At 61.5% G+C, this 15515-nt stretch carries 14 protein-coding genes and 2 tRNA genes; 7 read left to right on the plus strand and 9 right to left on the minus strand.

Annotation, left to right across the window (positions count from 1 at the left end; translation table 11 throughout):
• Positions 1–56: 56 nt before the first annotated feature.
• On the plus strand, positions 57–1271 hold the full coding sequence (locus DFO58_RS18175; protein WP_147407209.1) for a hypothetical protein: 1215 nt from the start codon (positions 57–59) through the stop codon (positions 1269–1271).
• Between the two features lie 265 nt (positions 1272–1536).
• On the opposite strand, the gene DFO58_RS06555 is transcribed toward DFO58_RS18175, so the two are convergent.
• The 8 genes from DFO58_RS06555 to DFO58_RS06590 all read right to left on the minus strand — a co-directional run bounded on the left by DFO58_RS06555 (position 1537) and on the right by DFO58_RS06590 (position 7648).
• Positions 1537–1610, minus strand: a tRNA-Ile gene (locus DFO58_RS06555).
• 98 nt (positions 1611–1708) lie between these two features.
• Complete coding sequence (locus DFO58_RS06560; protein ID WP_120989770.1) at positions 1709–2896, minus strand: glycosyltransferase; 1188 nt, start codon at positions 2894–2896, stop codon at positions 1709–1711.
• Positions 2897–2945: 49 nt separating this feature from the next.
• Positions 2946–3866, minus strand: a complete 921-nt coding sequence (locus DFO58_RS06565; protein ID WP_120989772.1) for a DMT family transporter — start codon at positions 3864–3866, stop codon at positions 2946–2948.
• A gap of 69 nt (positions 3867–3935) precedes the next feature.
• Complete coding sequence (locus DFO58_RS06570) at positions 3936–4778, minus strand: phage holin family protein (protein ID WP_052772603.1); 843 nt, start codon at positions 4776–4778, stop codon at positions 3936–3938.
• A gap of 269 nt (positions 4779–5047) precedes the next feature.
• Positions 5048–5120, minus strand: a tRNA-Asn gene (locus DFO58_RS06575).
• Positions 5121–5216: 96 nt separating this feature from the next.
• Positions 5217–6332, minus strand: coding sequence for a glycosyltransferase family 1 protein (locus DFO58_RS06580; protein ID WP_120989774.1), 1116 nt, complete (start codon positions 6330–6332; stop codon positions 5217–5219).
• Positions 6333–6383: 51 nt separating this feature from the next.
• Positions 6384–6968 (minus strand): hypothetical protein, encoded by a 585-nt coding sequence (locus tag DFO58_RS06585; RefSeq protein ID WP_183043121.1) that lies wholly within the window; start codon positions 6966–6968, stop codon positions 6384–6386.
• Positions 6969–6970: 2 nt separating this feature from the next.
• Complete coding sequence (locus DFO58_RS06590) at positions 6971–7648, minus strand: MFS transporter (protein ID WP_120989778.1); 678 nt, start codon at positions 7646–7648, stop codon at positions 6971–6973.
• 334 nt (positions 7649–7982) lie between these two features.
• Here DFO58_RS06590 and DFO58_RS06595 point away from each other — a divergent pair, with 334 nt between their 5' ends.
• The 3 genes from DFO58_RS06595 to DFO58_RS06605 are packed head-to-tail and all read left to right on the plus strand — an operon-like array spanning position 7983 to position 13170.
• Entirely contained in the window at positions 7983–9503 is a 1521-nt protein-coding gene (locus DFO58_RS06595) for an aspartate aminotransferase family protein (protein ID WP_120989780.1), read from the plus strand.
• Positions 9500–10810, plus strand: coding sequence for a SidA/IucD/PvdA family monooxygenase (locus DFO58_RS06600; RefSeq protein WP_286163506.1), 1311 nt, complete (start codon positions 9500–9502; stop codon positions 10808–10810). The genes DFO58_RS06595 and DFO58_RS06600 overlap by 4 nt, the downstream gene beginning before the upstream one ends.
• 8 nt (positions 10811–10818) lie before the next feature.
• Entirely contained in the window at positions 10819–13170 is a 2352-nt protein-coding gene (locus DFO58_RS06605; RefSeq protein WP_120989782.1) for a GNAT family N-acetyltransferase, read from the plus strand.
• 56 nt (positions 13171–13226) lie between these two features.
• Here the strand turns inward: DFO58_RS06605 and DFO58_RS06610 are convergent, their stop codons facing one another.
• On the minus strand, positions 13227–13856 hold the full coding sequence (locus tag DFO58_RS06610; protein WP_120989784.1) for a maleylpyruvate isomerase family mycothiol-dependent enzyme: 630 nt from the start codon (positions 13854–13856) through the stop codon (positions 13227–13229).
• A 181-nt stretch (positions 13857–14037) separates the two neighbouring features.
• Between DFO58_RS06610 and DFO58_RS06615 the strand changes: the two genes are divergently transcribed.
• The 3 genes from DFO58_RS06615 to DFO58_RS06625 are packed head-to-tail and all read left to right on the plus strand — an operon-like array spanning position 14038 to position 15515.
• Positions 14038–14373: a PadR family transcriptional regulator gene (locus DFO58_RS06615; protein ID WP_047118257.1), complete on the plus strand. Its 336-nt coding sequence runs from the start codon at positions 14038–14040 to the stop codon at positions 14371–14373.
• A 3-nt stretch (positions 14374–14376) separates the two neighbouring features.
• Complete coding sequence (locus tag DFO58_RS06620; protein ID WP_047118256.1) at positions 14377–14748, plus strand: DUF1048 domain-containing protein; 372 nt, start codon at positions 14377–14379, stop codon at positions 14746–14748.
• Between the two features lie 2 nt (positions 14749–14750).
• Complete coding sequence (locus tag DFO58_RS06625; RefSeq protein ID WP_120989786.1) at positions 14751–15515, plus strand: ABC transporter ATP-binding protein; 765 nt, start codon at positions 14751–14753, stop codon at positions 15513–15515.

A 15515-nucleotide genomic window follows, 5' to 3' on the forward strand; every position in this document is an offset into this window, starting at 1 on the left:
TGGCGCTGATGACCGATATATAAGGCATCAATCCACTTTTTGAAAGGAACCAAAAAATGAAAAAGCTAAGTCTCGCAGTTCTCGTTGGCATTGGCCTGACAGTGGTAGGCATCAGTTCAGCTAGTGCCGTGACAATCGAACCGCCAGTAGGTGATTCGAAAATATCCATGGCCAGTGCTCAAACCGGCGAATCATTCATCTTGCCAACTATCAGCGAAAACCTTGTTACTGATGAATATGAGGTTGAGAGCGTCGAGGTTCTCATGCCTGAACAACTCAAAGGTGATCTCTCAACCGACAAGCGGAGTGTAGCAATCTCTATTAATGAGGACGCACCTGAAAAAATTTATCCGATCACTTTTATCAGCGAAACCACCAAGACAGTCAAGGAATGCACTGACACTGGTTGCTCATCATCTCAAACCCGCTTGACCCATCATTCTCATTTCAGGGTGACCGTTGATAACCCCAACTTCAACTCATCTTCTGATCTAAAAACTGACGCGGATACCTCAGTAGAGGAAGTGCCAGAAATTAAATCTGACTCAACCCCTATAACCCTCATTGCGCCAACACGGCCAAAAGCACCTCCAGCAGTTGATGAGCAGATAAAGGAAGAGTCAGCCAAGGAAGAAGTTGCCAAGACAGTGACCACTCCCGAGAAATCAAAACCAGAGGTCAAGACAACCATTGATACTAAGGTTGTAACCCCGAATGCCAAGGTCACCGAAAAAGCTACCGTCAAGGCTGTTCAAGCTCCAAAAGCGGCAGAAGCCCCTGTAAGCGATTCTAAGGCGATTGAACACCCGGGAGCATCAACTACTGGCAAAACCGCTGTGAAGCCGACAGAGGAGCGCACAGCGCCTGTGGAAGCACCTATTACCTTTACTGATTCAAACGGAATCCTTTCAACATCAAGCATTGTTCGCCCAGTGATGATTTCTAGCGCAAATACTGTTGACGAAGTGTTGAAGCCAGAGGTTTTAGAGCGAGACTCCAAGGTAGTCCAGCGTAGTGATAGCACCCCGCGCGAGACTCAGATTGATTCCCCTCGTTCAAGTCATAAGGAGTTCTCTGGAAAGTCAGATGCTGAGAAGCTTCATGATCTCGAGAAGCTCGATAAAGAGCAAGCAGTGATGGGGAAGATTGCAGGGTTTGGAATCGGAGCAATCACAGTTCTAGCACTTACTGGACTCGCAACAGCGTTGGTCATCGCGAATCAGAGCATCTCGCTCGCTCGTTCTATCAGTAACCGCAAATCTAAGAGCTAGTCAGCACTAGCTAAAACTATCTAAGAGAACCCCGCTACTCAACTGATTGCTGAGTAGCGGGGTTCTCTCTGAGCATGGCTTTCAAACCAACAAAAAGTGACCAAGGGACTACGCATCCCCAATCACTCAAAATCCTACTATCGCCAACTTTTGCCCCAACAGTGGCTGATAATCGTCCCCACTATCGTCCCCAAAACCGATTTTCACATTAGTAACAAACACCGTGTTGACTAAGAAATACCTAGTCAACACGGTGTTTACCTTGTAGGGAGTGACGGACTTGAACCGACGACCAAGGGATTATGAGTCCCCTGCTCTAACCAACTGAGCTAACTCCCCATCCGCGAGCTTTCCTGAAGTTTCAGGGGAAGCACACTCGAAATATTCTAGGGCATCACCAGCCCAAACGCCGATTCGGCGCACGGGCCCGAACCCAATTAGTGCATGGTCACCTTGTGTCCGCGGTACAGGGCTTCAAAGGCATTCATTGTTTTCTCCTGCGCATGGTTCAGCACCTTGCGGTGCCCAGCCTTGCCCAGCTTGGCCCGGCCAGCTTCGTCGAGCTGCAGGACCTTCTCCAGCTTCTCTGCAAGGTCTTGCCGGTCGCCCGGAGTGAACATGTAGCCGTTGACGCCCTCATCTACCAGGTGCGGCAGGGCCATGGCGTTGGCCAGCACCACGGGCTTGGACGCGGACAGCGCCTCCAAGGTCACCAGCGACTGCAGTTCTGCGGTGCCCGGCTGGCAGAACACGTCGCAGCGCAGGTAGGCCTTGCGCAATTCCTCGTCCGATACATGGCCCAGGAATCGCACCCTGTCGCTGACCTTCTGCTCGGCCGCGATGCGTTCCAGGTTCTTGCGCTGCTCTCCGCCTCCGACAATCTCGAGAATCGCGTTCGACACCGAGTGCATCAGCGGCAGTGCTTCAATCAACTCGTTGATGTTCTTTTCCACGGCCAGGCGGCCTGCGAAGAGAATGGTCGGCTCCGCGTTCTTGGAGACGGTCTCCCCTGCAGCCAGTTCGTAGTTCCCGACCTCGATCCCGTTGGACAGCGGAAGGACGTCCTTGAGCCGGGCTCGTTCGCGCATGGCCTTCGCGGCCAGTGGCGTCGGTGTGGTGACGGCTTCGGCGCGGCCGAAGATCTTTCCCATGTCCCGCCACGAGTTGTGCGCGACGATCTTCTTGAACCAGACCGGGAACGGGAGGAATGGATCCAGGTTCTCGGGCATGAAGTGATTCGTCGCGATGGAGCGGACCTTGTTCTTCCTCGCCCAGGCGATGGTGTGCTGGCCGATCATGTAATGGCTTTGCGCATGCACTACGTCAGGCTTGATCTCCGCCAGCAGCTTATCGATCTGCCGATTGACCTCCCACGGGAAAACGATGCGGAAATAATCGTGGGTCGGCACGGAGTGCGACTTCAGCCGGTGGACGATGGCCTCGTCGCGAACCTCGGTGTAGGTCCGGCCGGACTCGCCGCGCGCGGCCAAAACGTGGACCCGGTGTCCGCGTTCGTGCATGGCCGTAGCCAGGCGGTAGCAGAACATGGCGGCGCCGTTGACATCCGGCGGGTAGGTATCGGCGGCGATGACGATGGTCAGCGGTTTATCCTCGGCCACAAGCATCCTTTGTCGTTCAACATGTACAGATTCCATTGCGTGCTGCGAAGCACTGCTATTCTTGTTCGCCCTGCGGGCTCTTCCTGCCCTGCGCTGCATGCTTGGCCCGCCGTTCGATGACGTCGGGATGGTGCCTGGACAGGGCCACCACGCCGATGATTGCCAAAATGCCGGCAACCAGCATGGCCAGCGAGATCAATACCGGAACATCCGGCCGGAGCTCTCCGAGGATGATCACGCCGATGGCAATGCCGATGATCGGGTCGATGACGGTCAGTCCCGCGATGACCAGATCAGGAGGCCCCTTGGAGTAGGCCTTCTGCACGAAATACGAGCCGAGCAAGCCTGCGACGACCACGGAGAGTCCGGCGAGCCACGGCAGCTTGAACAGGCTGGAGTCCCCCAGATCCAGGACTGCCACGGCAATCATGCGTACCAGCACGGCGACGAACCCGAACAGGATTCCAGCGCCGGCGATGTAGAAGAAGGCCCCGAGCTTTTTGTGGAACAGCACGGTGCACAGGGCCACCGCAACCACCACGCAGGCGAGGATGAATTCGATCAGGTGGGCTTCGGCCTGCGTCATGCTCTGGTTGGTATTCGTCACCATGATGGCCATGAGCACGAAGCCCACCGAGCCGACCATGCAACTGGCGATTGCCAGTACCGTGGGCCGGTTCATCGTCAGGTCGGATTCCCTGGCATTGACCAAGGCGGTGATGACCAAGGCGATGGCGCCGATCGGCTGCACGACCGTCAGCGGAGCGTTCGCCAGTGCGAAGACATTCAGCGCCATGCCCAGGACCATCAGGAGCAATCCGCTCATCCAGCGTCCGTTGGACACGAGTTTGCTGATGTTCCCGATCTTCAGGTCGAGCCCGCCCACTGAATTGCGCACGGCCATGGCCTGGAAATGCGCACCGAAGGCAAGGCAAAAGGCACTGCATAGAGCCGCTGTAATAGCGATCCAAACCATGTCAGTGCCTTTCTGGCCTTGTTGTTTTCATGCCGCGAGGCGTTGCGTGTCCGCCCTGGGCATCAAAGCCTAGGAGCGCTTGAAGAGCTTGCGGATCACAACCGCCAAGGCGGTTGCCGATCCTGCTGCTACGACGAGAGGTTTGGCTTTTTCCATGCGTTCTGCAGCGGCTCTGTCGGACTCCGATAGGTCTTCACCGGCAGTGGATGACGGGCGAACGAAGCTGCGTGCCTTGGCGGCGGCATTGCTGACGCGCTCACCGGTGCTCTCAGCGAAGTGGCGCACCTTGTCGACCTTGGCCAACGGAACCTGGATGCTTTCGCCGAGGTTGTCGCGCAGGGCCTGGATCTGGCGGCGGCGCCGCTTCGTGCGCAGGATGAGCTCGTCGGCGCTTGGTGCCGGAGGCTTCGGCTCGCTGGGCTTGGAGTCCTTGCCTTCGGCGTCTTCGGACTTCTTCTTCAGCGGTTCGTCTAAGGTGCTGACGTCGAAGTTGCTGCCGTCCTTGAGAACACCGATATCGTGGCGGATGCCGCGGATCGCTGCTTCAGGCTTGAGCGGCATGGCCTTCTTGATCTTGCGGTATCCGACGAGTCCCAGAATTGCGGCAAGGATCAGGAAGAATCCGGCCAAGATCAGAGCTGCTGCCCAGCCGGGGAGCCAAATTGCCAGTACGTTAATCAACGTGACCACGGCGGCAATGCCGAAAAGCAGGACGAGGACCAAGGCCGCGCCTGCCATGGCGCCGGCCATGCCCAGGCTGATGCCCTTGCTTTTGAGCAAGGTTGTCGCGAGCTTGAGTTCGTCCGAGATCTGCTGCGGAACAAGTTCCTTGAGGCCTTCAACTTGCGCTTTGGCACTCTTGACGCTCGACTTCAGACTTTCATCAGTCTGCGTCGATTCAGCTTCAGACATGGTTTCTCCATATTCTTGATCGCCGGATAACCGGTAGTACTCACGCTAGCACTCCAGTTGTCGCGGGCGACTCAGTCTTCAGGCGTAATACTCATGGCTCGATCTCATGCCACGGGTGTATCTGTTCTCGTTCGAAAGTCTATCGCCTGAAACCGGCTGACTATAAGCGATGCAAAAATTTGTGCGTGCCCTGACCAGTACCTGAGCACTTCTGTCTACGAAAAAGAGAAACCTCCCAATCACCACAGGCGATTGGGAGGTCTATTTCGCTCCTCCAACTGGACTTGAACCAGTAACCCTTCGATTAACAGTCGAATGCTCTGCCAATTGAGCTATGGAGGATTGCAACGAGATATACTTTATCACTGGCCAAGCCGGGTTTTCAAATCGGCGGCGGCCCCGCGCCCGAGGGGTATTTTCGCCTTGAATTTCCGGGTTTCACCGCTTGGATCGGAAAGCTTTTCCCGCGCTCCCCCTCAACTTTGCCCTGTGATTTGAAGCATATTCCGCGAGCTCTATCAACTGGCGGGCAGAGCGCTCCCAGGAATAATTTTCTGCGCGCAGCACCGCGAGTCGCGAATACCGGCTCCAAGTCTCATGATCCGCCAACCGGCGCACTTGCTCCGCAAAACCTCGGGGGTCGTCTGGTGCGGCAAAGAGAGCTGCATCATCCGCGACCTCCCGGAAGATCGGCATGTCGGTGGCGACCACCGGAGTTCCCATGCTCATGGCTTCAACCAGCGGCAGCCCATAGCCCTCTTCACGCGACAAGGTCACCAAGGCGGTGCATTCTCCCAAGAGCTCTTCGTATTCCTGGTCGCTGACGCCGTTATGGAAGATGACCTTTGCCCCCTCGGGCATCTGTTGCTCAAGTTCGCTGCGGCGCTGCTCGGCGATTCCGCTCAGCAGGTGCAGTTCGAAGTCGGGCAAGAATTCCATGCCGGCAAGCAGCGTCTCGACGTTTTTGTATTCCATGAATGAACCCATGTACAGCAGGGTCTTCTTGGGCTCGGCAGTTTCCGAGCGCCGAGCGAAGGTTCCACTGGGCGCATTCGAGACCAATCCAATGTGCTTGCGCGTCAGGTTGTGCTTGCGCATCAGGGAGGCTGTCGTATTGGAGACCGTGGCCACCGCATCCGCCCGATTCAGGAGCCAGCGCTGCGGCCAATACACCTGGTGGAAGAGGAACCAGCCGAGCCGGATCGGAGCCGGCAGGAATTTCGGGGCATGGGGATGCGAATAATAGATCAGGTCATGCAGGGTCAGGATTACCGGGTATTTACGACCGAAGGTTCCCATGGTCTGCATCGGCGAGAACACGACGTCGGGGTTCAGCTTGTTGACCTGCAACGCCACCAGCGGCTCCAGTGCGCTGGTTGGGGATGACACCTTCAAGTAGGGCACGTCCGGCAGCATCGGCAGTTGCCTCGGATCGTTGACCAGCATCGTGACCTCGGCCAGCTCGGAGGCCGCCGCGATCAGCCCTGCCGTGAAACGGCTGATCCCATCGTGGTGGGTAATGCGGGTATATCGGGCATCGATCACGAGTTTCACGAGGTGAGTCGCCTTTGTCGTTGGCAGCGTATGGGAAGTTAAGCCTATCCGCTACGGTTCGGGGACTTCTTCATCGACAGACGGATCCTGCGCACGCCGGCCCGCCATGGCGAGCGACAGGTAGCAAACCAATCCCAGGACGTTCGCCAGTACCCAGGCGCCCAAGGCCGCGCGAATTCCGAAGACCGCGCCGATCCCTCCACCCAGCAGGCCTCCGAGCGGCACGACGCCGAAGGTGAACAAACGACGTGCGCTGGTCACGCGCCCCAGCAGCTGTTCCGGGGTAATCTCAGCCACCCACGTTGCCATTGACACATTGAACACCAAGATGAGCACACCCCATCCTGCGGCATGTACCACGAGCAGAATGATGGCCAGCGGCGGCGCAGCGAATCCGGCGGCAAGCACCACCCCCGATAAGACAATTTGTCCAGCGATGGTCGGCAAGGCGAGCTCGCGTGGCGTAAACTTTTCGGCCAACCGCGGTGCCAGCAGGGCACCTGCCAGCCCGGAGAGCCCGCCCAGCGCCGCATACAGGCCGAACCCTGCAGCGCCCAGCCCCAGCTCATTGATGATAAAAAGTCCTTCGACGGCGGAGCCGATCGCCAGTCCCAAATTGGAGAACGCGACGCTCAAGGTCAGCGCCTTGAGTACCGGCTGTTCCACACGTATCGCAAACCGGCGGCGAAGGCCCCCTGTCGCGAAGCGCTTCGCCCGGCTTCAGCCTCGGTTGGACGCGTAGCTGTCTTCCCCCGGACCGCGTACGAGGTGCCGAAGGCCGCGAGCAGTAGGGCTGCGGCGGCAGCCAGCAACGGCGGAGCGCCCAAAAGCGCAAACAGCGTTCCCGCAGCTGCAGGAATGATGATGCTCAAGGCTTGGTCGGCGGCGGCCAGCCGCGCAATGAGCCTGGCCATCGATGTCCGCTCATCGGCCAGCGCCGGGGCGGCGGCCGCTTGGGATGTTTCGCTGAAAACGTTGCAGAAGCCCAGAAGTGTCGCCAAGACCAGCCCCAGCGCGACGCTCAGCGCCCCGGCGGCGCTGAGGATCAGCAGGCACACCATGAGCGCGACTTTGGCTCCGAGACCAAGCCGCAGAACCCGCAATGGCCCGAGCCGATCGACCAAATATCCCGCTGGGAGCGTGGCCGCCACGAACGCCAGCGTTCCCAGGGCGTTGAGCAGACCCATGTCGAAGGCGTCGGCTGCCAACGTGGAAATGAAGAGCAGTTCCACGGTGAAATCACCAAGATTTCTGCCAGCGGCGTCCGCAGCATTCGAGCGCAGCAGCATTCGTTGCGACTTTTGCAGATCAGGCATGCGGACCCTCCTTTGATTACTGAAACTTACCAGTCAAGGTGCCACTTTTACCCTCTCATGCATGTCGATCGATTAGCTCAAAGTTTCAAGTTGACCGCTTCGGCGGAAAACACTCCGCTACCGGCGCCGAGTTGGGCGCACGGAGCAGTGAAACCACCAAGTCAAACGGGTTAGAAACCTGCTCCCATACCACAGAATGCTGGCCAACGACCCCTGCGTCACGAAACTTTCTATTCGAGTTACCCGGTTTGCATTAACTAATTATCCTATGTTGTTAATAGTTTTCGTTAGGTAAGCCTGACCATACATATCCGCCAAGCTGAGGAGCATACACATGGGTACGCCAATGCCTTCCATGCAAAGAGTCACCGTCGATTCGCCGCCCGGCGACAGCTCGCTGTTATGCGCGCAGACCGCGGCGCAATTCGAAACCGAGACCGCCCGCGTAGTGAGCCATGTGGCCGCGCAGCTATCCACCGTGGCCTCTCCCGCCACCGGCGCAACCCCAGATCAACTCCGGCCGGCCATCGAGGCGGTGGACCTGAACAGACCGCTGGGCAATCTCACCGAGGCCTTGGAGGAAATCCAGCATCTCTACTTGCGCGATGCGATCTACTTCCACGACACCCGTTACGCCGCCCATCTGAACTGCCCCGTGGCCATCCCCGCGGCAGCCATCGAGGCAGTGGTCACCAGCGTGAATACGTCGATGGACACCTTCGATCAAAGCGCCGGGGCAACCCTGATCGAACGCAAGCTCGTGGACTGGACCGCCGGCCTCATCGGCTTCGATGTCCAGGGCGCGGATGGGATCTTCACCTCCGGCGGCACCCAATCCAACCTCCAAGCCATGCTGATCGCCCGGAACATCGCGGCCTCCAAGCTGGACGGTCCGCTGCCCCACCGCCTGTCGAGGCTCCGGATCTACTGCTCTGCCGATGCCCATTTCTCCATCCGCGATGCCGCCATGCTGCTCGGCCTGGGCAGCGAGGCAGCCGTAGCGATTCCCACCGACTGCCTGCACCGCATGGATCCAGCCGCCCTGCGCCGGCAGATCGATGCGGATCTGCAGGCAGGGCTGCAGCCGATGAGCATCAGCGCAACGGCCGGCACCACCGACTTCGGCGCCATCGATCCACTGCTCGAACTGCGGCGCATCGCTTCGGAGCACGGAACCTGGCTGCATGTCGACGCCGCCTACGGGTGCGGCTTGCTGATCTCCCGGCACCACCGCAGCCGTCTAGCCGGCATCGAATCCGCGGACTCCGTGACGGTGGACTACCACAAGTCGTTCTTCCAGCCCATCGGATCCAGCGCGCTCATTTTGGCCCGCGGCCGGGATTTCGGTTCCATCGCCCATTACGCCGAGTACCTCAATCCGCGCTCCGAAGCCGCTGGCAGCGCCAACCAAGTGGACAAGTCCCTGCAGACCACGCGCCGCTTCGATGCCCTGAAGCTATGGACGACGCTGCGCACGCTGGGCGCAGACCGGCTGGGATCCATGTTCGACCAGGTGATCGAGCTGGCGGAGATGGCCGAGCGCGAGGTGGCCCTGCGCGACGAGCTGCGGCTGGCCGCCCCGGTGCAGCTGAGCACGCTGGTCTTCGCCTTCAACCAACCGCATCTTTCCTTGCCGCAGGCGCAGAAGAACCAGCTCGCCGACCAGATCCGCCACCGGCTCTATGCCTCCGGCGAAGCCATGATCGCCGCCACCACCCACCACGGCGAGCGCCTGCTCAAGCTCACCTTGTTGAACCCGAACACGTCCCTGTCCGATATCAGCGCCATCCTCGATGCCATCTGCAAGGCAGGACGCGAAGTACTTTCCGATTTCGAAGCTGGAGTATCACTGTGAAGCATTTTGACGTCATTGCCATCGGGGCCGGCCCCTTCAACCTCGGTCTGGCAGCGCTGGCCGAACCGCTGGACCAGCTGAGCCTGGCCGTTTTCGAAGCCCGGGAAACTATCAGCTGGCACCCGGGCATGATGCTGCCCGGGACCCACCTCCAGGTCCCCTTCATGGCCGATCTGGTTACCATGGCGGATCCCACCAGCCGGTTCTCGTTCCTGAACTACCTCAAGCAGCAGGGCCGCATCTACCCGTTCTACATCCGCGAAGACTTCTATGCCCTGCGCTCCGAGTACAGCGCCTACCTCGCCTGGGCCGCCGGGGAACTGGCCAGCGTCCACCTGGGCCACCGGGTGCTGGCGGTCGAGCACTCCGCGGGCAGCTACCGCCTCTTCGTGCTCAGCGCCGGGGGCGTTGACGAATTCAGCTGCGACAAGCTGGTGCTCGGCACCGGTTCCCAGCCCTACCTCCCGCCGGTGCTCGGCGAGGGCGCCGCGGCCCGCGCCGTCCATTCGAGCGATTACCTGAGCCATCGCGACCGCCTGCTGCAGCCGCGCACGGCACGCCCGCACGTGACCACCGTGCTGGGCAGCGGGCAGAGCGCGGCCGAGATCTTCCTGGACCTGCTGCGCAACCTGCCGGACGAAGACCACCTCATCTGGGCGACCCGTTCGGAACGCTACTTCCCGCTGGAATACACCAAGCTGACCTTGGAGATGACTTCGCCGGAATACATCGACCATTTCCATGCGCTGCCCCAGGAGTCGCGCGACCAGCTGGCCGCCGAACAAAAGGGGCTCTACAAGGGCATCAACGCGGACCTGGTTAACGAGATCTACGACGAGCTCTACGAACGCAGCGTGGCCGGCCGCCCCGACGTCCATTTGCGCACCGGGTGCGCCGCCACCGACATCCAGCTGCGGCCCGAAGGCCTGGCCGTGAAGCTGCGCCACGAACGCACGGCGCAGGATTTGTCTTTCGTCACCGACGAGCTGGTGATGGCCACCGGCTACAAGAGCCAGCTGCCCGATTTCCTGACCGGAATCAGCTCTCGGATCAACACCCTGCCCGACGGGCGGCTGGACGTTGACCGGGAGTACGGGATCGGTGAAGACATTTTCGTGCAGAACGCCGAGCTGCACACCCACGGGTTCACCGCCCCCGATCTGGGGATGGGCGCCTACCGCAATTCGGTGCTGCTCAACCGGATCACCAGGAGCACCGCCTACCCGGTGGAAGAACGCATCGCCTTCCAGCGCTTCGGCGCCGCGTCCCTCGACACCCTGCCCACCGCAACGGCCACCCACGCCTAGGAGCACCCATGACTTTTAAATTCCGTACCGTCAGCCTGCCGCACGACACGCAGCTGCTGCATTCCTGGATCGCCACCGAGCACGCCGCGTTCTGGGGAATGCGCCACGCCACCGCTGCACAGGTGGAGTCGGCCTACGCGCAGCTGCTGGACACGCCGCGCTACCAAGTGCTGCTGGGACTGGAGCACCAGGATCCCCGCTTCCTGGTGGAACTCTACGATCCGCTGGAGTCCCCGCTGGCCGGTGCCTACCGCCACATTCCCGGCGATCTCGGTCTGCATTTCCTGGCCCCGGCCGCCACCGCACCCGAAGCGGGGTTCACCTACCGTGCCCTGGCCGCCGCCGTGCAGCAGGGCTTCGACGATCCGCGGGTGCAGCGGATCATCGTCGAACCGGACCTGCGCAACAAGTCGATCCATGCGCTCAATGCCAGGGTGGGCTTCAGGCCCGTTGGCCCGGTGCGGCTGACCGAGGCGGACGGCGGCACCAAGCATGCGCTGCTGTCGATCATCACCCGCGCTGAATTCGAACAGGCCACCGGCGCGGTACTGACCGGTACCGTGCTGTCCCCCGAGCGCTGGGAACGCGCCAACCGCCATGTGCTGGCCAAGGCGCTGGGCGAATTCAGCCATGAACGGCTGCTGGAACCGGCAGAGCACGGCGAGCAGTGGTACAGCCTGCACAAGGACGGGCACCGCTACCGGTTCACCGCCGGGCGGTACCGGATGAACCACTGGCTGGTGCAGCCGTCCTCGATCATCCACGAACGCTTCGCTGACGGTTCCTGGCAGCCGGCCGGGGTCGACGTGCTCGATTTCGTCACGCTCTACCGCCAGGAGCTCACCCTGAGCGAAGCGCAGCTGCCCACCTACCTGGAAGAGCTCTCCTCGACGCTCAGCAGCCACTGCTACAAGCAGTTGCAGGCCTCGCACTCCAGCGCGCAGCTGGCGCAGTTCGCCGGCACTGCAGCGCAGTCGTTCCAGCGGATCGAAGCGGCTATGACCGAAGGACATCCATGCTTCGTCGCCAACAACGGGCGCATGGGATTGGGCCGCGCAGACTACCTGCGCTACGCCCCGGAGACGGGAACGGCACTGCCCTTGGGCTGGGTCGCGGCCCACCGTTCGCGGGCGCATTTCAGCTCGATCGACACCTTGGACTACGATGGCCTGCTGGCCGATGAACTGGACCCGGGCGAACGCGCACGGCTAGAGGGGGTGCTGGAGCGCGCACTCCGCGACACCGGCGACACCGGAGGCACCGCAGCGGACTACATCCTGATGCCGGTGCACCCATGGCAGTGGGAGAACAGGCTGTCCATCACCTTTGCGAACGACATCGCCGCCCGGAAGCTGATCTGGCTGGGCGCCAGCGCGGATCACTACCAGCCGCAGCAGTCCATCCGCACCTTCTTCAACGTCGATGCCCCGCAACGGCACTACGTGAAGACAGCCATGTCGATCCTCAACATGGGCTTCATGCGGGGCCTGAGCGCCGAATACATGAAGGCCACCCCGGCGATCAACCAATGGCTGGGCGAGCTTTTCGAGAAGGACGCGGTGCTTTCCACCCAGCCGGTGGCGCTGCTGCGCGAAGTCGCCGCGGTGGGATACCGCAACCCCCAGTTCGAGGCAGCCACCGACGCTTCGGCGGCGCAGCGCAAGATGCTTGCAGCCCTGTGGCGGGAATCCCCTATCGGCACGCTGGCCGACGGCGAGCGCCTGGCCACCATGGCAAGCCTGCTGCACGTCGATGACCAGGGCCGGTCTTTCGCCGCGGCCTTGATCCGCAGCAGCGGCCTGGACCCCGAGCAGTGGTTGGCCGCCTACCTTGACGCGTATCTGGTTCCCCTGGTCCATTGCCTGGCCGCCTATGACCTGGTGTTCATGCCGCATGGCGAGAACGTCATCCTGGTGCTCAAGGACGGGGCGGTGCAGCGGGTGCTGCTCAAGGACCTGGGCGAGGAGATTGCGGTGCTCTCGGACAGGGTTGAACTGCCCGAAGAGATTCGCCGGGTACGCACCGGCGGCGACCCGGTGCTGTCGATCTTCACCGATGTCTTCGATTCGTTCTTCCGCTTCCTCGCGCCGCTGCTGGATGCCGAAGAGGTGCTGGGCGAGGACGACTTCTGGCGCATTGTCTCCCAGCGTCTGCTGGGCTACCGCAGCGCGTACCCGTTATTCGCCGAGGACTTCGACCGGTTGGGGCTGTTCGTTCAAGCATTCCCGCTCTCCTGCCTGAACCGCCTCCAGCTGCGCAACAACCAGCAGATGCTGAATCTTGCGGACCAGTCCGGCGGGCTGCTGTATGCCGGAGAGTTGGAGAACCCGTTGGCTTCGGCGCTCGTTGCCATGAAGTAGCCCTTTCTTCTCTACGGGCGCCACGCCGGGACCATGCTGTGTTCCGCTGCGGCGCCCTACCCGATGCGGGCGGCGAGGGCGGCGGCTCCGTCGCCCTCGAGCCGGGGGCAGGCTTCGCGCCGCCCGGCCATTGCCATCACCAGATCCAGCAGGCTTCCGCGCACTTCAGGGCCGGCCCCGGTGGCGAAATCATTGTCCAGCGCAACCAGGGCCAGCCCCTTGACCAGGCCCTTGCTGTTCACCGCGAAATCCTTGGCTGCGAAAAACTCTGCGACCTCCCGCACCGCCGGGGCCGATGGCTCCAAAGCCAGGTTGTTGGGCCGGGCAATGTCCTGCCCGTGCACCAGCACCTCGCCGAGCAAACCCTGGCTGGAGCCCAACGGGGCGATGCGGCGGGTGCGGGCCAGGCGATAGCGCGCCAAGGTTTCGGAGAAGTCCCGCCCCAGCTGGCCGGCCAGCAGCCGCGTGTTGTGCCGGTCGGTGTTGAACCCCGAGCGTGCCATGTTCACCAGCCACCCCGGGGTCGCGGTGGACCCCGCCGCGCTGAGGTGCGCGACCACGTGCCGCACGTCCCAGTCCTCGCACAGCGTCGGCAGCTCCCATTGCCCGGGCTGAAGCGCCGCCAGCACGTTGTCCAGGCGCTGGCGTTCCTCATCAATCAACCGCCATCTTGCTGCATCGTCCATGGTTCCCAGCCTAGTTAGTTGTCGGGGTCTTCCGACCGGAAAATTTGTGCGCGCCCAATTCCATGTGGGAACCGCGATTGCCCTGAACTGGAAAAAACTTCACTACTAAGTGTTGCTAACTACCACTACTGAGTTCTACTATCTACCTGTACTCAACATCGCTAAGTAGACAGGAGATGCCATGGGAACACAGATGACCGAAATGCTGAAAGGCACCCTTGAAGGCATTGTCCTCTCGATCCTCGCTGAACGCCCCGCGTACGGTTACGAGATCACCGCTGAACTGCGCGAACGCGGCTTCACCGACATCGCCGAAGGCACCATCTACGCACTGCTGATCCGCATCGAAACCAAGAAGCTCGTCGCGGTGGACAAGGTCCCCTCCGCCAAGGGGCCGCCGCGCAAGGTCTTCACCCTCAACGACGCAGGCAGGGCCCAGCTCAGGGACTTCTGGTCCACCTGGAACGAGCTGGTCAGCCGCATCGACAACCTCCCCCACGAAAGCAAAGGACACTGAATCATGGCAGCCAAATGGATCGAAATGATGACCGGATCCCTGGAACAGAAAAAGCAGTACAAGCGCAACGTCGCGCGGCTGGAGGCACTGGCCTCCCCGTACAAGGAAACTGCCGCCGCGCTGCAGCGCTACTTCCTCTACCAGGGCGGAGTCACCGACGGAGACATCCTGGTCGCCATGCTCGGAGACCTGGCCGAGCTCTTCGAGGATGCCGCCGCGGCCGGCACTCCGGTACGCGACATCGTCGGTGAGAACCCGGTGGAATTCGCCGAGGAATTCACCGCGGCCTACGGAGGCCAGCGCTGGATCGACAAGGAACGCACCCGGCTGATCGAGGCAATCGACCAGGCCGAACGGAAGGAAGAAGGGCAGTAGCCATGCAGGCAATCGAGGTCCACGGGCTGCGCAAGTCCTACAAGGACCTGCACGTGCTGCGCGGGGTGGACCTGGCAGTGCCCGCCGGAAGCATCTACGCGCTGCTGGGGTCCAATGGAGCCGGCAAGACCACGCTGGTCCAGATCATCAGCACGCTGCTGTCCGCCGACGCCGGGCAGGTGCTGGTCAACGGCTTCGACACCGCGGCCCAGCCCCGCCAGGTGCGCGAGTCGTTGAGCCTGACCGGACAGTTCGCCGCCATCGATGGCGTGCTCACCGGCCGGGAAAACTTGATCCTGCTTGCCAGGCTGCGCCGGGATCCGGACCCGGAGCGGGCAGCCGACGCGCTGCTCGAACGCTTCGACCTCACCGAAGCCGGCGCCCGCCGGCCCTCGACCTACTCAGGCGGCATGCGCCGGCGGCTTGACCTGGCCATGGGCCTGGTCGGAGGCGCCCCGCTGGTGCTGCTGGATGAGCCGACCACCGGCCTTGACCCGCAGTCCCGGATCCAGATGTGGAACATCATCCGCGAGCTGGCGGCTTCCGGGACCACCGTGCTGCTGACCACCCAATACCTGGACGAGGCCGAACAGCTGGCGGACCGGATCGCCATCCTGCACGACGGCACCATCATCCAGGAAGGCACCCTGGCCGATCTGCGCAAGCTGCTGCCGCCGGCCACGATCGAACACGTTCTCAAGGAACCGACGCTGGAAGACATCTTCCTGACCCTCGTCGGCTCCGCCGGCGCCCCGGAAGGAGCCTGA

Origin of the sequence: Arthrobacter sp. AG1021, from assembly GCF_003633665.1 — a bacterium.
In the GTDB taxonomy this organism is placed as follows: Bacteria; Actinomycetota; Actinomycetes; order Actinomycetales; family Micrococcaceae; genus Glutamicibacter; species Glutamicibacter soli.

Bases quoted from the DNA above. Each gene is read 5' to 3' on its own strand.
- DFO58_RS06620 (WP_047118256.1), top strand. From the start codon at position 14,377: ATGGCAGCCAAATGGATCGAAATGATGACCGGATCCCTGGAACAGAAA.
- DFO58_RS18175 (WP_147407209.1), top strand. From the start codon at position 57: ATGAAAAAGCTAAGTCTCGCAGTTCTCGTTGGCATTGGCCTGACAGTG.
- DFO58_RS06590 (WP_120989778.1), bottom strand. From the start codon at position 7,648: ATGCCTGATCTGCAAAAGTCGCAACGAATGCTGCTGCGCTCGAATGCT.
- DFO58_RS06610 (WP_120989784.1), bottom strand. From the start codon at position 13,856: ATGGACGATGCAGCAAGATGGCGGTTGATTGATGAGGAACGCCAGCGC.
- DFO58_RS06605 (WP_120989782.1), top strand. From the start codon at position 10,819: ATGACTTTTAAATTCCGTACCGTCAGCCTGCCGCACGACACGCAGCTG.
- DFO58_RS06565 (WP_120989772.1), bottom strand. From the start codon at position 3,866: ATGGTTTGGATCGCTATTACAGCGGCTCTATGCAGTGCCTTTTGCCTT.
- DFO58_RS06625 (WP_120989786.1), top strand. From the start codon at position 14,751: ATGCAGGCAATCGAGGTCCACGGGCTGCGCAAGTCCTACAAGGACCTG.
- DFO58_RS06595 (WP_120989780.1), top strand. From the start codon at position 7,983: ATGGGTACGCCAATGCCTTCCATGCAAAGAGTCACCGTCGATTCGCCG.
- DFO58_RS06615 (WP_047118257.1), top strand. From the start codon at position 14,038: ATGGGAACACAGATGACCGAAATGCTGAAAGGCACCCTTGAAGGCATT.
- DFO58_RS06560 (WP_120989770.1), bottom strand. From the start codon at position 2,896: ATGCTTGTGGCCGAGGATAAACCGCTGACCATCGTCATCGCCGCCGAT.
- DFO58_RS06570 (WP_052772603.1), bottom strand. From the start codon at position 4,778: ATGTCTGAAGCTGAATCGACGCAGACTGATGAAAGTCTGAAGTCGAGC.